The organism is Calditerrivibrio sp. (genome assembly GCF_049968475.1).
Lineage (GTDB): Bacteria > Chrysiogenota > Deferribacteres > Deferribacterales > Calditerrivibrionaceae > Calditerrivibrio > Calditerrivibrio nitroreducens_A.
This window is the reverse complement of the sequence record NZ_JBMFQS010000001.1, coordinates 431,960-447,506: the sequence shown is the minus strand read 5'-3', so window position 1 is coordinate 447,506 and position 15,547 is coordinate 431,960. Positions and strand designations below refer to the sequence as shown.

The following is a 15,547-nucleotide window of genomic DNA, read 5'->3' as shown; positions in this document are numbered from 1 at the left end:
TATAATAACTATTAAAAATTCTCCATAGAATCAACCTTAAAAAAAATAACACTTTATTCAATAAAAAGATAAAAACATAGAACGGTGTTTTGCAATTAAAATGAAGATTTTTTTATTATTTATCAGATATTTACTATACAAGATTAGAAACGTTAACTTTTTTTAGTTCATTGATCAAATTACATCTTACCTGATCAAGGACATTATGAATTTTACAATTACCGGATATTTTGCAGGCATTACCCTCCACAAGACATTCATTGATTACTATTTCCCCCTCAACTGATCTAATAATATCATAAAGAGTAATATCTTCAGGGTTCTTACTCAACCTAAAACCACCCTTTTTACCTCTCTCTGATTCTAATATACCTGACTTTACAAGATGTTGTAAAATTTTACCTAAGAAACTATCCGGTACACTACATATCTCCGACAGCTCATTTCTCATATAGTATCTATTTTTTTCAGCAGTGGCAAAAAAGCCCACAACCCTCAATGCGTAATCTGAAGCTTTGGTAATCTTCATACAATACCTCAGTTTTTAATCTAATATAATTTAATTTGAAGTTATGTCAACATATTTTAAGATAAAAAAACTCTTTTTTAAAAACCTATTGACAACAATAAGCAAAAAAAATATTCTAATGCATGGAGAAAAAGGTCTACAACAAAGTAATACTTAAATTTCTCAATAAATATTCTTCTGGTGTCAACGCAACATCGCAACTGAGAGAGCAAAAAGAACACCTTCAATTCAGCCAAAAGAGGATAACCTACAAAGTCAAAGAAAATAGTAAAAGCTGAAATATATTAAACTGATATGTTCAAAAGAAATTACCACCCCAGAATGGTGTGTTGTATGAGGAGATAATATGAGATACATCTTCGGTCCAGTACCCTCAAGAAGACTTGGAAGTTCTCTTGGAATCGATATTGTACCACATAAAACATGTAATCTGGACTGTCTCTACTGTGAAGTGGGGAAAACGACAAGATTGACAAATAAACTAAGTAGTTACATTGATATTGAGATTATGCTTAAGGAGTTGGAACAGAGTTATAGCCAGCTAAAGGATCACATCGATGTCGTGACAATAACAGGAGCCGGAGAACCAACCTTGAACTCTGATCTTCACATCATAATCAAAGAGATAAAAAAGATTGTTTCCCACCCCATAGCCATTCTTACCAATTCTACACTTATTGATGATGATTCTGTTCAGAAGGCTCTGATGGATCTGGATATCATCGTTCCAAGTGTGGATGCTATTTCTCTAGAAGTGATAAAAAAGATCAATAGACCACATAAAAGATTGGATTGGAACAATATTCTCAAAGCCCTTAAAGATTTTTCAAATAAATATAATGGCAAGATCTTCATCGAAACACTTTTCGTAAAAGGTATAAATGACAACGAAGAAGAATTAAATAGATTGGCAGATTATTTCAAAGAGCTTAAATATACTAAAATTCAATTAAATACTGTATTTAGACCTCCCGCTTATCCTAACACCAGAGGGTTAACAGGGATGGAATTACTAGATATAGCAATATTTTTTAGGAAAAAAGGATTATTGGTGGAACCTGTTGGAAATTTTGTTAAGGAGATCCCCCCACACGTTTCGAATAATTTAAAAGATACCATAATAACTTTGCTTAAAATGCGCCCTTGCACGATGGAAGAGCTAAAGCTGTTATTTTCCATTAATGAAAATGAAATCGAAAATTTATTAAAGGATATTGAAATCATAGAAAAAAAATCATACATTAATGAAACTTATCTAATTGCGAGGAACAAATGAGTGAGATAAAAAAAGTTGCCATCGTAGGTGCCGGTGCAATGGGGATACTCTATGCCCACCAGTTTCAAAATGCAAACTTTAAAACATACCTTGCCGCAAACGGTGATAGACTCTTGAAACTCAAAAATACACCTTTCTCATTCAACGGACAAGGCTACCTCTTTGATACAATCGATCTCGATAATCCATTCACCAGGGTCGACCTTGTAATGGTAGCGGTGAAATTTGATAAACTTGATGAAATAATTCCACTTTTAGAAGGCATAATTCATGAAAATACATTGATAATATCCATTTTAAACGGTCTTGATAGTGAATATGAAATTGCAAAAGTATATGGGCTTGATAGGATACTTTTTACCACAACAGTTGGTATGGATGCCGTAAGGGTTGATAATATAATAAACTGTAAAAATTACGGTAAACTACTCATTGGGGAACTTAAAAATGATACTATTTCCGAAAAAGTAAAACGTATCCAGAGTGCATTGGAAAAAGCAAAAATAGCTTACGAAATACCTCTCGATATGCAAAAAGAGTTGTGGTGGAAGTTTATGGTAAATGTTGGAATGAACCAGACATCTGCCGTATTAAGGGCTACCTATGGAGTATTCCAGAGGGATGAAGGGGTGAGAAAGCTAATGGAAAACCTGATGAAAGAGGTTATAGATCTATCCGTATATGAAGGGGTAAATCTTGAATATGAATCCGACCTTAAAAAAAGATGGTACAACGTATTGTACAAACTCGATCCTGATGGAAAAACTTCTATGCTCCAGGATGTAGAAGCAAAAAGGAAAACAGAAGTGGATATCTTTGCCGGAAAAGTCTTGAAACTTGCCAGAGAACACAACTATTCAGCTAAATACAATGAAATTTTTTACGATATCATAAAAGGGATTGAGAAAAGCTATTAAATAGAGGTACATAATGAATAGAATAATTAATAATGGTATTAAAAAAGAGATTTTTGAATTTATGATCAACAGCGGCTACAGATTTTATATGAACATTATGCCAACCGAGCAACTTATAGTGGGAAAAAGAGGGTTAACACCTGAAGAGAAAGAGACAGGACTTACCCTCATATTTTCTAAAACATCATATAAAAATCTAAGTTTTGATGAACATTTCATATATTGTGATATGAAGTTTAAGGGGATATGGGAAAATCTAAAAATACCTATTTACGCCATCAACTATATCCTGGATGACCTTTATGACCCAAGTTTTGTATTTAAATTTAAAATATCATACCCAACAAAAACGATTCCAGAAAACAAAGCGAGCTCTACTTCCAAAAAACCTCAACTTAAACTTATCAAATAATCAATAAAAAAGGGGCCAAAAGGCCCCCGTCATCTAAACCCTTTAAGAGTTTAATTATTTTTTAGCTGCATTGTCAGCTGGTGCTGCATTGTCAGCTGGTGCTGCATTGTCAGCTGGTGCTGCATTGTCAGCTGGTGCTGCATTGCCAGCTGGTGCTGCATTGTCAACTGCTGGAGCAGGAGCTGGTGCTGGTGCTTCTTGTTTTTTCTGACACCCAGCAACGAATACTGTTGCTGCAATAACAACTACTGCCATAAGAGCTAAAAGCTTTTTCATATTAATTTCCTCCTTACCTTTAAAGGCGTATTTATTTGGTTAGTGGTTGCTATATATCCAAAAAAATAGTTTGTCAAATATTTTTTTTAGATTTTTTACCACTATTAAAAATTCTTAATCTACAATAACTTAATAAACAGGATTGATCTATTAACCATAAAAAGGCAATGTTTTAATTATATTATAAAATTGTTTGATTACAACAAACATTAACCCTGCTTATATAACTTTAAAAATCTCTTCCCTGATAGTTTGCAGCTTACTTTTATCTTCTATCTTATTACCAAACTCATCGGTTATGTAAAAAGAATCCACCACCCTATTTACATCTGTGGAGATTTTCGCTTTCTGGACACTGATTCGTAGTTTTTCAAAAACAGAAAGGATGTAATATAAAAGTCCAACGAAATCCTCTGTATATATATCAACTATAGTAAAAAGAGGTGAAGTAATATTATCAAACTCGATTTTTCTGTTTATCTTAAATAGCTTTTTCCTGGAATAGATCGTGCCTAATGTTTTTGACAACAGATCTTCAACTTTTACCTTCCCTGACAGGACATCATGGATTCTCTTCTCGATATCAGGAAATCTTTCCGCAACATATTCCACACTCTCATTATTCATATTCACCTGAATCTTGTCGATCGCTATCATTCTATTTAGTGTATAGATTTGTGCACCTAATATATTAATATTAAAAGACGCAAGTACACCGGAAACTTTTTTCAGCAGCCCTATAGAATCAAAAGTACAGATGGTAATTTCGAAACAATTAAGTTCATCCCTTATATCACCATAGATAATTTTTCTATTATCATCATTTAATTTTATAGCCATATCAAGATGTCTTATAATATGATTTATTTTATTACTGAATATATAATCATCATCAAGGGAATCTATCATATTAAGCATCAAAACATTTCCTCCAACTCTATCTTTCAATTTAGTCTTTTTATTTGAAACTATTGAAACAAATTCTTTAAGCATATCTTCCGACTGCATATACCTGAGAGCATTATGATAAAGATCTGTTAGTAAACTCTTTTTCCAATTATTAAAATTATTTCCCCCCGTAGCCCTGGAATCAGCATATGTCAAAATATAAAGCATTCTGAGTTCTTCTTCACTGTTTATGAATGAGATAAAATGCTTAATTACATCAAGATCGTTTATGTCTCTTCGCTGAGAAATGTGTGCCATAAGCAAATGATGTTCCACAAGATTTGCTATTGTATCGATATCATCAAGCTTAAATCCGAGCCTTCCGGATATAACTCTTGACATCTTCGCACCAACTTCCGAATGGTTTTTCCCCTGTCCTTTACCTATATCGTGCAAAAGCACCGACATCGCTAAGAGATCTTTTCTCTCTATCTCAGTGAAAACCTTCTGATAGTCAGCATATTTAGAAGTAAAGATATTTGCCAGATCATCTATAAATTTTAAAGCAAGAAGTGTATGCTCATCCACAGTATAATGATGATATGTATTAAACTGAGCCTTACAATAAATATCTTCAAACTCCGGAATGAATCTAATAAGGACACCATCCTTTAGCATAGAATTAGCCACCTTAAAGCTGTAAGGAAAACTCGATACTGCCTTTAAGAAAAAGTATCCATTTTTTCTAAGATAATTTTCATCAATCAGAAAAAGGTTTTCCCTTATAAGCTGTGATGTATTATCAGAAATTTTTAGGCCATTTTTAGCAGCAATCGTATAAATATTTATAAGAAGCAATGGGTATTTTTCGAATATCCTGCTGTCGCTTACGGTGAGGGTATTTTCATATTTTACCAGCCCAAAACCAAGATCCTCCATATAAATCTTTTTCAAATTGTTGTTAATTGTGTAATTTGTGAAAACTTTTTCAAAAACCTTATGAGTAATATCTGATATTGTTCTTGCTGATCTATAATAATCCCTCAAAAATAGTTCCACCCCGAGGGAATATGAGGTATCGATATACCCAAAAGATTCTGATATGTATTTCTGCGATTCCATATTTAATATGTCATTTTTACGGTTGTAAAAATAGTGGAGTCTTATACGGATCTTAAAGATAAATTCCACACTTTTTTTAAATGATTCATATTCATCGTAATTAATTATCTTTTCATGGACAAGTGTAATAAGATTTTCACTTTCAAACAAAACTTTACTAACCCAATAAACGGCGTTGTAATCCCTAACCCCACCAATACCATCCTTTATGTTCGGCTCTATTTTATACATAGAATCTCTATATCTCTTCATTCTATTTCTTACATCATTTATTTTAGCCACCAGAAAATTGTATTTGCCTCTATTCAGGATATAATTTGCCACTATCCTTTCAAATTTCTGGTATACTAAAAAACTGCCCTCAAGAAAGCGGTGATCGATGAGAGAGTTTTTTACTATTTCATCAAGATAAGATGGCTCACATAATTCATCTATATCTTTTATCTGTACCCCCGGCGCAAGGCCTATATCCCACAATCTTGATATAAAAGATTGTATAAACTCCTCATCTTTTTTACTTAATGCTTTAGTGTGAAAAATGAGAATATCAATATCCGAAAAGGGGCACATCTCTTTTCTGGCATACCCCCCTAAGGAAATAATAGCTATTTCACTTAAATCTATATCAAAACTTTTAAGGGCTAATCTGATAGTTTCGTCTGAAAGGCTTGATATACTACTTAAAAAATCCCATACTATAAATTGATTGTTGTTAAATTGTTCTTTTTTTATCCTATTCCAATTTCCCCAGTAAAAATCTTTAAGCTCAGATAAATTCATAAACTCCCTTTAGATGTTATTCAAAATAATTATAACATTTTTGAAAAAATTAAAACAAAAATCTTCACTTTTAAAAGAAAATATAATATTATATAAAAATGAAAATAGCTTTTCATACGTTTGGTTGCAAAGTAAATCTTGTGGAAACAGAAAACCTCAAAGAAAAGGCAAATATTGAAGGTTTCAAATACACTGATAGTATCGAAGAATCTGATATCATTGTGATAAACTCCTGTGCCGTCACCGATACCGCCGAAAAAAAATCGCTAAACTATTTAAAAAAGTTAAAACAGAAATTTCCAGAAAAAAAGATAGTTCTCACAGGATGCCTTGCGGAGATGAAAAAAGATTTGATAAAAGATGCAGACATACTGGTTACCAATATAGATAAAGATGAAATATTCAAATACATAAAAGAAAATAAACATCAGCTAACCCCAATAGACGAACTTGACTACTACAAAGAATCTTTTCCCAATGCCATCGTGGATAAAACCAGGGGATTCTTGAAGATTCAGGATGGCTGTGATGCCTTTTGCAGTTATTGCATTATCCCCCATTTGAGGGGGAAACCCAGAAGCAAAAGTGAAGAGATAATTATCAGAGAGTTTACCCAGCTTGTGGATAAAGGCTTTAAAGAGATTGTGCTTGTGGGGATACATATAGGCAAATATGGTTTTGACACAAAAACAGATCTTAAGACACTTTTGAAAAAATTGATACAGATTGAAGGTAATTTTAGAATACGTCTTTCCTCATTGGAGTTAAACGAAATAGATACGGAGATGATAGAACTAATTTTAAATTCTGATAAAATCTGTAAGCATCTTCACATACCTCTTCAGGGTTCCACAAATAAAATTCTCAAATTGATGAATAGACATTATACCTTTGAAAAATTTGCATCCACTGTGGAATATCTAAAGAGTAAAAACGAATCTTTGACCATAGGAACAGATATTATAACAGGGTTTCCAGGTGAAACCGAAGAAGATTTTACACAGGGTTATGATAATTTACTGAATCTAGCTATAAGTTATATGCATGTTTTCCCTTTCTCAGAAAGGAAAGGAACAAAGGCATCCATCCTGCCGGATAAAGTATCCAACGAAATAAAAAAGAAGAGATCTGGAATGCTTAGGGATCTCAGTGAATCAAAAAGGTTTAACTCCGCCAAAAGGCTCTTCGGCACAGTACAAAAGGTTTTGACAGAAAAAGATAACATGGCTCTTACCGATAACTATTTTGAAGTTTGTATAAACGAAGAGATTGAAGCAAACAGCTTTTTAAACGTAAAGATTATTGGTGTGTCGATGGATGGCACACTAATTGGAAAATCTATATAAAGAGGTGTGAATGGGGAAAAAAATTCTGGTAATAGGCGGTGTAGCAGCAGGGGCAACTGCAGCTGCAAAAGCAAGACGAACAGATGAAACAGCTGAAATAACAATTCTTGAAAAAAATGGATACGTTTCATTCGCCAATTGTGGTATCCCTTACTATATCGGCAATGTGATAAAAAGCAGAAATTCATTATTACTCCAAAACGCAAAATCGCTAAAAAAGAGATACAATATAGACGTCTACACAAATACCGAGGCGATAAGAATAGATCCAGATAAGAAAATCGTATTTGCCAAAAATAACAGAGATGAAAACCTCACTTTCAACTACGATAAATTGATTTTATGTAATGGAGCAAAAACTATTATACCCCAAATAGAAGGGATCTCAGAAATCGACTACTTTACGGTAAGATCAATTGAAGATATGGATAAGATAAAAGATTTCATTGAAGATCATAAACCCGAATCCGCCTGTGTAATCGGAGCAGGATACATCGGGATTGAGACCTCTGAAGCATTGATGCATTGCGGCTTGAAGGTAACCGTAGTGGAAGCATTACCACATATCCTGCCCACATTCAGCCCTGAAGTATCATTAAAAATATATGAAAAGATGTCATCCTGTGGTATCACTTTAAAAACAGAAACTAAAATAGTTAAAGCATATAAACAGGATAATAAAATTATACTCTTGTCTGAAAAGGGTGAAAGTTTTACCACTGATCTTTTAATTATTGCAACTGGCGTAAAGCCAGATGTAGAACTTGCAAAAACTGCTGGATTGGAAATAGGTTTAGCCGGAGGAGTAATGGTAAATAGCAGGATGGAAACCTCTGTGGCAGATATTTATGCAGCTGGTGATTTAGTGGAAAAAAAGGATGTTATAACGGGGAATTATATTTTAGCTCCCCTTGCTGGCCCTGCAAATAGGGAGGGACGGGTGGCTGGATGTAATGCAGCAGGGGGAAACTTAGAATATAAAGGCACGTTGAGGACAGCAATTGTAAGTTTTGAAAATGCCTGCTGCGCCCAAACCGGTTTATCCCATAAAGAAGCCATAAAATATGGTTTCGATGCAAGTTTTACCTACACAGAAGACCCAAACCATGTTGAATACTACCCCGATCCAAAGTATATCTTTATAAAACTTATCTTCGACAGAAAAACTGGAAAGATACTTGGAGCAGAGGCTTCAGGGGAAAATGGAGTTGAAAGAAGGATAGATGTAATATCCACAGCCATATTTGCAGGTCTAACCGTTTACGATCTTGGGGAGATCGACTTTTGCTACTCACCTCCTTATGGAGCAGCCAAAGACCCTGTAAATATATCAGGTCTCGTGGCTACGAATTTTATAAATGGTTCAAGTCTCATAACACCGCAACAATTTTTAGAAATATACAGTAGTGAACTCCAAATTCTGGATGTGCGTACCAGAATCGAATTTAAATCCTACAGAGTAAAAAATGCAAGAAATATTTACGTAAATGATTTAAGAGAATCCATACCGGAGTTAGATAAAAACAGGCCGGTTTATATCTACTGCGCTGTGGGTTACAGAGGGTATGTGGCCACAAAACTGCTCAGAAGTTACGGTTTTGATGCTTATAATATATCTGGTGGGATAGAAGCAATAAAAAGAACAGCAAAAATAAAAAGTATGGAGGTCATTGATGCAGGTAATTCTTAATACCAATCTCGAAGGGCTAAAGCTGATTGGAAGAGGGAAAGTAAGAGATATATACGATTTAGGGGAATATCTCTTGATCGTTACAACAGACAGAATATCCGCATTTGACGTTATTATGCCGAATGGTATCCCTATGAAAGGGTATGTTTTGACTCAGCTTTCAAAGTTTTGGTTTGAACAGACGAAAGATATTGTGGAAAATCATCTTATTACCACTGATATTGACCAGATGCCCGAAGAGGTTAGAAAACATAAGGATATACTCAAAGATCGTACTATGATGGTGAAAAAAGCAAAACCCTACCCAATTGAGTGTGTTGTGAGAGGTTATCTATCTGGATCAGGATGGAAGGATTACAAAGCTACAGGATCTATAAGCGGCATAAAATTAAGGGAAGGTATGGTGGAATCAGAAAAATTTGATGAGCCTATTTTCACCCCTGCCACAAAAGAGGAACTAGGTAAACATGATGAAAATATCAGTTTTGAAAGGATGTGTGAAATTGTTGGTAAAGAGATAGCAGAAAAATTAAGAGAATTAACCATAAAAGTTTATAAAAGAGCATTAGAAATTGCAGAGGAAAAGGGTATAATCATAGCTGACACAAAATTTGAATTCGGTAATTATAACGGCAACATCATATTGATAGATGAAGTATTAACACCTGATTCTTCCAGATTCTGGTTTAAAAAACTCTACCAGCCTGGTAAACCACAAGAAAGTATGGATAAACAGTTTTTGAGAAACTATCTTGAAACCCTCGATTGGAATAAAACTGCCCCTGGACCTGAGCTTCCACCTCACATTGTTGAACAGACCTCCAAACGCTACCTTGAGATAATGGAAATTCTCACAAAGTAATAAACTTTAAGAGGTGGGTTATCCCCATCTCTTTTTATATTAAAAAAAGGCATATTTCCGTTTTTCTCAAACTGCCTATTGACAATTTTTTAAAAAAAGATTAGAAAGGTTAGCTCAAGGCGCCCGTAGCTCAGCTGGATAGAGCAACGGACTTCTAATCCGTAGGTCAGAGGTTCGAATCCTCTCGGGCGCGTTTTTCTATGGTGGATGTAGCTCAGCTGGTAGAGTCCCGGATTGTGGCTCCGGTTGTCGCGGGTTCGAGTCCCGTCATCCACCCTTATTTCTCATGCGAGTGTGGCGGAACTGGTAGACGCGCTAGACTTAGGATCTAGTGCCACAAGCGTGGGGGTTCAAGTCCCTCCACTCGCACTTTTCCATTGCTTTTCATAATCAAGGAGTTTTTTCTTTAGCTCAAGTCCAGGAGTAAACCCTCCAAGGTCTTTCTTACCCACTACTCTATGACATGGAATCAAAATGGGAAATCTATTTCTTCTCATGGCATTCCCCACTGCCCTGGCACCACCTTTTATACCTATCTCATTTGCCAGCTCGCTATAAGTTATAACTTCTCCTGCTGGCACTTCTAATAATCTCTTATAAACCTTCCTTTCAAAAGAGGTAAACTCAACTCCACCTAAAACATCAAATATATCGTATCTTTCAAAAGAGTAATAATTTTTTAAAATTTGGTACATTTTTCTTATATTGCAGGGCAAATCTCCATTTAAAAACTCAGAATCATAAGTAAAATCTATAGATTCCGGTATGCCATCAAAACTCCAGTTAATTTTGAGATTTACGATATCAAAAAAATTGCATATCAAAAAACATTCCATATTTTTATATATCACATTAATTAGCCAAATCAACAAAAAGATTGACTAAACTAACAAATATTGTAAAATATAAAAAAAGGAGGTCCAGATGATATCTAAAACTATGTTGATAGCAGAAGTTATAAAAAAATTTCCACAATCTAAAAAAGTTTTTGATGAATTTAATATGGGTTGTTTAAGCTGTATGGGGATACAAAATGAAACCATCGAAAAAGGATGCATGATGCACGGAATAGACCCAGAAAAACTGATAAAGGCAATAGAAAAAGAAATAAAACAAAATTAGCTAATGATACATTATATAAGCAATAAAGTTTTCACCTTAGATTTAGGCCCAAACATGGTTATGGGGTTTGATGAAGGCGATAACGTAATTTTATTTGATACTGGCATTGACGATTCTATTGGTAGAAAAATAGATAAATTTATAGGCAAGCGAGTATCTTTGATAGTAAACTCCCACTCCCATGCTGATCACATAGGAGGCAATAGTTACTTTCAAAAAAAATACAATTCAAAGGTTTTTGCTGAACCAGGTGAACTTTCTTTTATTAACAATACAGAGTTAGAGACATCCCTTTTAAATGGTGGTTTCTGGGAGTATATGCTTGCTGATAAATTTTTAAAAGCAAAAGGTTCCATACCAGAGCCCATTGATAAAGGATTCCTATCCACGAAAGGTATTGAAGTTTTAGACCTTCCGGGACATTCCCCCTCCCTAATTGGATTAAAAATTGATAAAATTGTTTATCTGGGGGATGCTCTTTTTTCAGGTGAAGTCATAAAAAAATATGGGGTATTGTATCTATATGATGTGGACCGATTTGAGAAATCATTATCAAAAATTGAAGAATTGACATTCGAAAAAGCCGTCATCTGTCATAAAGGTTTATACGATAAAGAGGTAATTCTTGATCTGATCCATACCAACAGAAACCATACTGAAACGATGAAATCTTTAATTCTGGAAAACTTACAATTCAACACTGATTATGAGATAACAGAAAAGATCATACACAAGCTCTCAATAGAGCCAAACCTTACTATTTATATGCTTATTTTATCCACAATGAGAAGCTACCTATCTTTCCTCCAAAAAACTGGGGCAGTTGAAATGGTGTTTGACAGAGGAGTCAGATGGAAAAGGAGATAATCACATTAGATATACATTTTGAAGAGGGTTTTTATACCTTTTCTGATCAAATAAAATCACAGGTAAAACCTCTGACAGAATACTCTCTTAACGATTTTTTTACTGACAAAAAACCGCTAAATGTGGAAATAGGTATTGGTAATGGTGAGTTTTTATGCCATATGGCGGAAAAGAGACCGGATGAACATTTTATAGGGTTTGAAGTATTCAGAAAAATATTTAGAAAAGCTATAGCAAAGGTGCAGAAGAAAAATCTTTCAAATGTTAAACTCATTCAGTATGATGCAAGCTTTTTCGTACCACTTTTAGCCAATAATTCTGTTTCAAACTTTTATGTCAACTTCCCGGATCCTTGGCCTAAGAAAAAACATAACAAGCGTCGTCTTTTAAAGCCTGAATTTCTTAAAATCATCAGTGATAAACTGATTATTGGTGGAAGACTATTTATCGCAACAGACCATGATGACTATGCTGAAGAGATATCAATCAATCTTAAGGCTGTTTCTGGATTAAAACCAGAATTTGAAAACTACTTTGTAAATGAACTAATCGACTACTACCCCACCAAATACTACAGAAAATTTGCCATAAACAGTAAGGTATATTTCTTCAGGATGGTAAAACGATGAAAAGACTTATATTAATAGCACTATTTTTAATATTTTCATTACCGGTTTTCTCAAAAGAGATATACACAATAGAGATAAATGGAATTATAACCGAGTTTACGTATAAATTTATAAAGGTTAATTTAGAGAATGCTTCCAGATCAGATTCCGTATTTTTAGTGAAGATTGACACACCTGGTGGGATTCTTGAATCCACCCGTAAAATAGTACAGCTTTTTCTTGAGTCAAAGATCCCCGTTGTTGTCTATGTCTCTCCCCAGGGAGCAAGGGCAACATCCGCCGGAGCCTTTATTGCGCTTTCTTCGAATTATCTCTTAATGTCCGATGGTACTCATATCGGCGCGGCACATCCGGTAAATATTACAGGCGAAGATATCAAAGGGGATATGAGGAAAAAAGTGGAAAATGACACAACGGCCTTTATAAGATCCATCGCCCAGAAAAGGGGGAAAAATGAGCAGATCGCAACGGAAATGGTCATAAACTCGATAAGCCTCACCGCCAGAGAGGCTTACGATAAAAAGATCGTTGATGATATAGTCAATACCGAAGATCAATTAATAGAAAAGATAAAAAATAGGTTTAATATAAATGAAACACTCTTTTTAAAAAAATATGAACCGTCAATTACGGAAAAGATTGCATTCTTTCTTTCAGATCCGAATATCATAGTATTACTTTTACTCATTGCAATAGCTTCAATTTTTCTTGAATTTAAGATGCCGGGGACGTTTATTTTTGCATCAATAGGGATAGCGGCGATCATACTTTTTCTTCTGGCAATAAATATAATACCTATAAACTATCTTGGCTTGTTACTGATATTAGCCGGAATTGCTCTTCTCATTGCAGAGATATTCATCACAAGTTTTGGACTACTTTCTATTGCAGGAATATCTGCTCTTGCCGCTGGACTATACATCCTTTTTAGTAAAGGAGGAAACATGGGAATAAATGTTTCATTGCCCATTATTATAGTATTGATTCTGTTTTTCGGTGGCATCATCCTTCTGATAGGAAAACTTGTCATCAAAGATTTTAAAAAGAGATCCGTAACAGGTACAGAAGGAATGATTGGGAAAGTTGGGGAGGTATTGGACTGGGATATATCATCCCACAAAGGGAAAATACTCGTTCACGGGGAAATATGGAGTGCAGAGTCAAATACAGATTTCAACAGGGGGGATAAGGTTGAGGTTCTACAGGTAAACGATCTGATGCTCAAGGTGAAAGGTCTTGGTAAATAATCATATATTTGTTCTCGATAAATTCAACAAATTCTCCATAAGAGCTCTTCTGGTGGCTTTTGAAAAATGGTTTCCGGAGATTAATTATAAAGTACTAAAAGTGGATGAGATCGGTTCAAATCCACAAGCAGGTTTTTACTATTTTTCATTCAATAGCATAAATGCGAAATTTTATATAGAGTTAGCCCAGAAGTTAAAGCAGAATAAGAATATAAAGATAGCCTGTGGAGGCCCCCATCCTTCAGCCAGATCAGATGAGATGACAAAATATTTTGACAAGGTTTGTAGTGGTGAAGGAGAGATAGTTTTAAGGGAGATAGTGGAAGATTTTAAATCAGGAATAGATGACAAAAAGATATACAAAGGTACTAAAAAAGTTGATTTAAATCATTTTGATGCGTATCCTAAGAAAAAAAGTCTTTTTGGTGCCATAGAGATCATGAGGGGATGTACATTTTCCTGTAAATACTGCCAGACACCACAGCTATATAAAGGGAAATTACGTTTTAAATCGATCGATAGAATACTTGAGGACGTCTCTTTTGGTATATTACACAATAAAACCGACTTAAGATTTATCGCACCTGACTCAGCATCATACTTCTATGACAACGGAATAAATATATCAAAAATTGAAGAGCTATTAGAAAAACTGCATAACCTTTTATATAGTAGAGGGAGAATATTTTATGGCTCTTTCCCATCCGAAATAAATCCATATTTTGTAAATGAGGAATTTGTAAAACTAATCAAATACTATTGCCACAATAGACGGGTGGTCATAGGGCTACAATCGGCCTCCAGAAAATTATTAAAAAAGATGAACCGACCCGAAAATATAGAAAAAGTCGAAGAAACCATAAATCTCTTTTTGAAATACAAATTCACCGTGGATGTGGATTTTATTTTTGGATTACCATTTGAAAATGATGAAACCTTAAAAGAAACGATTGAATGGATCGAAAAGTGGAGCAACAGGGTGCGGATACATTCCCATTACTTCATGCCTCTTCCGGGTAGCAAATGGGAAGAACTGCCCCCCACAGAGATGCCGGAATATTTTGAAAGGTTTGTAAAAAGTCTGGAGGGGAAAAGTCGCCTATTTGGTCAATGGAATACCCAGCAAAACATAGCCTATTGCCTAAAAGATTAGGTCAGCTAAAAATAATTTAAAAAAACAGGTTTTATCTGTTGATTTTTAGAGATATCACTATATATTAAGAGTAAAATAGTCCTAAAGAGGTGTATTATGAGAGAAGAAGTACTGGAAATGAAACAAAGATTAATACTTTTTGATGAGATGCAGGCCACAGAGGAAGAGATTTTATCTGAAGTGGGAATGACTCTTGATAACTATGAGGAAACTGTTGAAAAACATTATGAAGCCCTCCCCGATGAAGACAAAGAATGGGTGGACAGACAGCTTATTGAATGGTTTAAAAATTACAAACAATTTTTCGGAGGAGGATGTTCGTTAAACTGCAGTAGTTGTGGAAAACACAATGTTGAGTTTTAATATACAATAGATTTAGACATACACTTTCGACAAAAAAGTATGCTTAAGTATCAAAAAACGTAAAATTT

The 15,547-nt window shown here is 34.5% G+C and carries 17 protein-coding genes and 3 tRNA genes; 16 read left to right on the top strand and 4 right to left on the bottom strand.

The window, feature by feature from the left end; all coding sequences use genetic code 11:
* Nucleotides 1–133: 133 nt before the first annotated feature.
* The gene (locus tag ACP5Q2_RS02260) at nucleotides 134–529 is read right to left on the bottom strand and encodes an RrF2 family transcriptional regulator (protein WP_424606073.1); all 396 of its coding nucleotides are present in this window, start codon (nucleotides 527–529) and stop codon (nucleotides 134–136) included.
* A 122-nt stretch (nucleotides 530–651) separates the two neighbouring features.
* Between ACP5Q2_RS02260 and ACP5Q2_RS02255 the strand changes: the two genes are divergently transcribed.
* The 4 genes from ACP5Q2_RS02255 (at nucleotide 652) to ACP5Q2_RS02240 (ending at nucleotide 3,134) form a co-directional block, all read left to right on the top strand.
* Entirely contained in the window at nucleotides 652–807 is a 156-nt protein-coding gene (locus tag ACP5Q2_RS02255) for a hypothetical protein (protein WP_428096776.1), read from the top strand.
* Between the two features lie 68 nt (nucleotides 808–875).
* Complete coding sequence (locus ACP5Q2_RS02250) at nucleotides 876–1,805, top strand: radical SAM protein (protein WP_424606071.1); 930 nt, start codon at nucleotides 876–878, stop codon at nucleotides 1,803–1,805.
* Nucleotides 1,802–2,722, top strand: a complete 921-nt coding sequence (locus ACP5Q2_RS02245; RefSeq protein ID WP_428096773.1) for a ketopantoate reductase family protein — start codon at nucleotides 1,802–1,804, stop codon at nucleotides 2,720–2,722. Before ACP5Q2_RS02250 ends, ACP5Q2_RS02245 begins: the two co-directional genes overlap by 4 nt.
* Before the next feature lie 13 nt (nucleotides 2,723–2,735).
* Nucleotides 2,736–3,134, top strand: coding sequence for a hypothetical protein (locus ACP5Q2_RS02240; protein ID WP_428096770.1), 399 nt, complete (start codon nucleotides 2,736–2,738; stop codon nucleotides 3,132–3,134).
* Nucleotides 3,135–3,188: 54 nt separating this feature from the next.
* Here the strand turns inward: ACP5Q2_RS02240 and ACP5Q2_RS02235 are convergent, their stop codons facing one another.
* A complete protein-coding gene (locus ACP5Q2_RS02235) occupies nucleotides 3,189–3,410 on the bottom strand; it encodes a hypothetical protein (protein ID WP_428096768.1) in 222 nt (73 codons plus the stop codon).
* A gap of 219 nt (nucleotides 3,411–3,629) precedes the next feature.
* Complete coding sequence (gene glnD, locus ACP5Q2_RS02230) at nucleotides 3,630–6,200, bottom strand: [protein-PII] uridylyltransferase (RefSeq protein ID WP_428096765.1); 2,571 nt, start codon at nucleotides 6,198–6,200, stop codon at nucleotides 3,630–3,632.
* Between the two features lie 98 nt (nucleotides 6,201–6,298).
* On the opposite strand from glnD, the gene mtaB reads away from it, so the two are divergent.
* The 6 genes from mtaB (at nucleotide 6,299) to ACP5Q2_RS02200 (ending at nucleotide 10,467) form a co-directional block, all read left to right on the top strand.
* The gene (mtaB, locus tag ACP5Q2_RS02225; protein ID WP_428096762.1) at nucleotides 6,299–7,546 is read left to right on the top strand and encodes a tRNA (N(6)-L-threonylcarbamoyladenosine(37)-C(2))-methylthiotransferase MtaB; all 1,248 of its coding nucleotides are present in this window, start codon (nucleotides 6,299–6,301) and stop codon (nucleotides 7,544–7,546) included.
* Between the two features lie 10 nt (nucleotides 7,547–7,556).
* Complete coding sequence (locus ACP5Q2_RS02220) at nucleotides 7,557–9,236, top strand: FAD-dependent oxidoreductase (protein ID WP_428096760.1); 1,680 nt, start codon at nucleotides 7,557–7,559, stop codon at nucleotides 9,234–9,236.
* Entirely contained in the window at nucleotides 9,217–10,098 is an 882-nt protein-coding gene (locus tag ACP5Q2_RS02215) for a phosphoribosylaminoimidazolesuccinocarboxamide synthase (protein ID WP_428096757.1), read from the top strand. Before ACP5Q2_RS02220 ends, ACP5Q2_RS02215 begins: the two co-directional genes overlap by 20 nt.
* A 119-nt stretch (nucleotides 10,099–10,217) precedes the next feature.
* Nucleotides 10,218–10,291: transfer RNA gene (locus ACP5Q2_RS02210), tRNA-Arg, on the top strand.
* Between the two features lie 10 nt (nucleotides 10,292–10,301).
* Nucleotides 10,302–10,374: transfer RNA gene (locus tag ACP5Q2_RS02205), tRNA-His, on the top strand.
* 12 nt (nucleotides 10,375–10,386) lie between these two features.
* Nucleotides 10,387–10,467, top strand: a tRNA-Leu gene (locus ACP5Q2_RS02200).
* Here ACP5Q2_RS02200 and ACP5Q2_RS02195 read toward each other — a convergent pair.
* Entirely contained in the window at nucleotides 10,449–10,934 is a 486-nt protein-coding gene (locus ACP5Q2_RS02195) for a methylated-DNA--[protein]-cysteine S-methyltransferase (RefSeq protein WP_428096754.1), read from the bottom strand. The genes ACP5Q2_RS02200 and ACP5Q2_RS02195 overlap by 19 nt on opposite strands.
* A gap of 88 nt (nucleotides 10,935–11,022) precedes the next feature.
* On the opposite strand from ACP5Q2_RS02195, the gene ACP5Q2_RS02190 reads away from it, so the two are divergent.
* From ACP5Q2_RS02190 to ACP5Q2_RS02165, 6 genes are all read left to right on the top strand, one after another.
* Nucleotides 11,023–11,220 (top strand): DUF1858 domain-containing protein, encoded by a 198-nt coding sequence (locus ACP5Q2_RS02190; RefSeq protein WP_013450724.1) that lies wholly within the window; start codon nucleotides 11,023–11,025, stop codon nucleotides 11,218–11,220.
* 60 nt (nucleotides 11,221–11,280) lie between these two features.
* The gene (locus ACP5Q2_RS02185; protein ID WP_428096750.1) at nucleotides 11,281–12,087 is read left to right on the top strand and encodes an MBL fold metallo-hydrolase; all 807 of its coding nucleotides are present in this window, start codon (nucleotides 11,281–11,283) and stop codon (nucleotides 12,085–12,087) included.
* Nucleotides 12,072–12,716: a tRNA (guanosine(46)-N7)-methyltransferase TrmB gene (gene trmB, locus ACP5Q2_RS02180; protein ID WP_428096747.1), complete on the top strand. Its 645-nt coding sequence runs from the start codon at nucleotides 12,072–12,074 to the stop codon at nucleotides 12,714–12,716. The genes ACP5Q2_RS02185 and trmB overlap by 16 nt, the downstream gene beginning before the upstream one ends.
* On the top strand, nucleotides 12,713–13,963 hold the full coding sequence (locus ACP5Q2_RS02175) for an NfeD family protein (protein WP_428096744.1): 1,251 nt from the start codon (nucleotides 12,713–12,715) through the stop codon (nucleotides 13,961–13,963). The genes trmB and ACP5Q2_RS02175 overlap by 4 nt, the downstream gene beginning before the upstream one ends.
* On the top strand, nucleotides 13,953–15,116 hold the full coding sequence (locus ACP5Q2_RS02170; protein WP_428096742.1) for a TIGR04013 family B12-binding domain/radical SAM domain-containing protein: 1,164 nt from the start codon (nucleotides 13,953–13,955) through the stop codon (nucleotides 15,114–15,116). The genes ACP5Q2_RS02175 and ACP5Q2_RS02170 overlap by 11 nt, the downstream gene beginning before the upstream one ends.
* 96 nt (nucleotides 15,117–15,212) lie before the next feature.
* Nucleotides 15,213–15,479, top strand: a complete 267-nt coding sequence (locus ACP5Q2_RS02165; protein WP_428096739.1) for a hypothetical protein — start codon at nucleotides 15,213–15,215, stop codon at nucleotides 15,477–15,479.
* Nucleotides 15,480–15,547: the final 68 nt, after the last annotated feature.

Bases quoted from the DNA above. Each gene is read 5' to 3' on its own strand.
- trmB (WP_428096747.1), top strand. From the start codon at position 12,072: ATGGAAAAGGAGATAATCACATTAGATATACATTTTGAAGAGGGTTTT.
- ACP5Q2_RS02260 (WP_424606073.1), bottom strand. From the start codon at position 529: ATGAAGATTACCAAAGCTTCAGATTACGCATTGAGGGTTGTGGGCTTT.
- ACP5Q2_RS02165 (WP_428096739.1), top strand. From the start codon at position 15,213: ATGAGAGAAGAAGTACTGGAAATGAAACAAAGATTAATACTTTTTGAT.
- ACP5Q2_RS02240 (WP_428096770.1), top strand. From the start codon at position 2,736: ATGAATAGAATAATTAATAATGGTATTAAAAAAGAGATTTTTGAATTT.
- ACP5Q2_RS02235 (WP_428096768.1), bottom strand. From the start codon at position 3,410: ATGAAAAAGCTTTTAGCTCTTATGGCAGTAGTTGTTATTGCAGCAACA.
- glnD (WP_428096765.1), bottom strand. From the start codon at position 6,200: ATGAATTTATCTGAGCTTAAAGATTTTTACTGGGGAAATTGGAATAGG.
- ACP5Q2_RS02175 (WP_428096744.1), top strand. From the start codon at position 12,713: ATGAAAAGACTTATATTAATAGCACTATTTTTAATATTTTCATTACCG.
- mtaB (WP_428096762.1), top strand. From the start codon at position 6,299: ATGAAAATAGCTTTTCATACGTTTGGTTGCAAAGTAAATCTTGTGGAA.
- ACP5Q2_RS02245 (WP_428096773.1), top strand. From the start codon at position 1,802: ATGAGTGAGATAAAAAAAGTTGCCATCGTAGGTGCCGGTGCAATGGGG.
- ACP5Q2_RS02250 (WP_424606071.1), top strand. From the start codon at position 876: ATGAGATACATCTTCGGTCCAGTACCCTCAAGAAGACTTGGAAGTTCT.
- ACP5Q2_RS02195 (WP_428096754.1), bottom strand. From the start codon at position 10,934: ATGGAATGTTTTTTGATATGCAATTTTTTTGATATCGTAAATCTCAAA.
- ACP5Q2_RS02255 (WP_428096776.1), top strand. From the start codon at position 652: ATGGAGAAAAAGGTCTACAACAAAGTAATACTTAAATTTCTCAATAAA.
- ACP5Q2_RS02190 (WP_013450724.1), top strand. From the start codon at position 11,023: ATGATATCTAAAACTATGTTGATAGCAGAAGTTATAAAAAAATTTCCA.
- ACP5Q2_RS02220 (WP_428096760.1), top strand. From the start codon at position 7,557: ATGGGGAAAAAAATTCTGGTAATAGGCGGTGTAGCAGCAGGGGCAACT.
- ACP5Q2_RS02185 (WP_428096750.1), top strand. From the start codon at position 11,281: ATGGGGTTTGATGAAGGCGATAACGTAATTTTATTTGATACTGGCATT.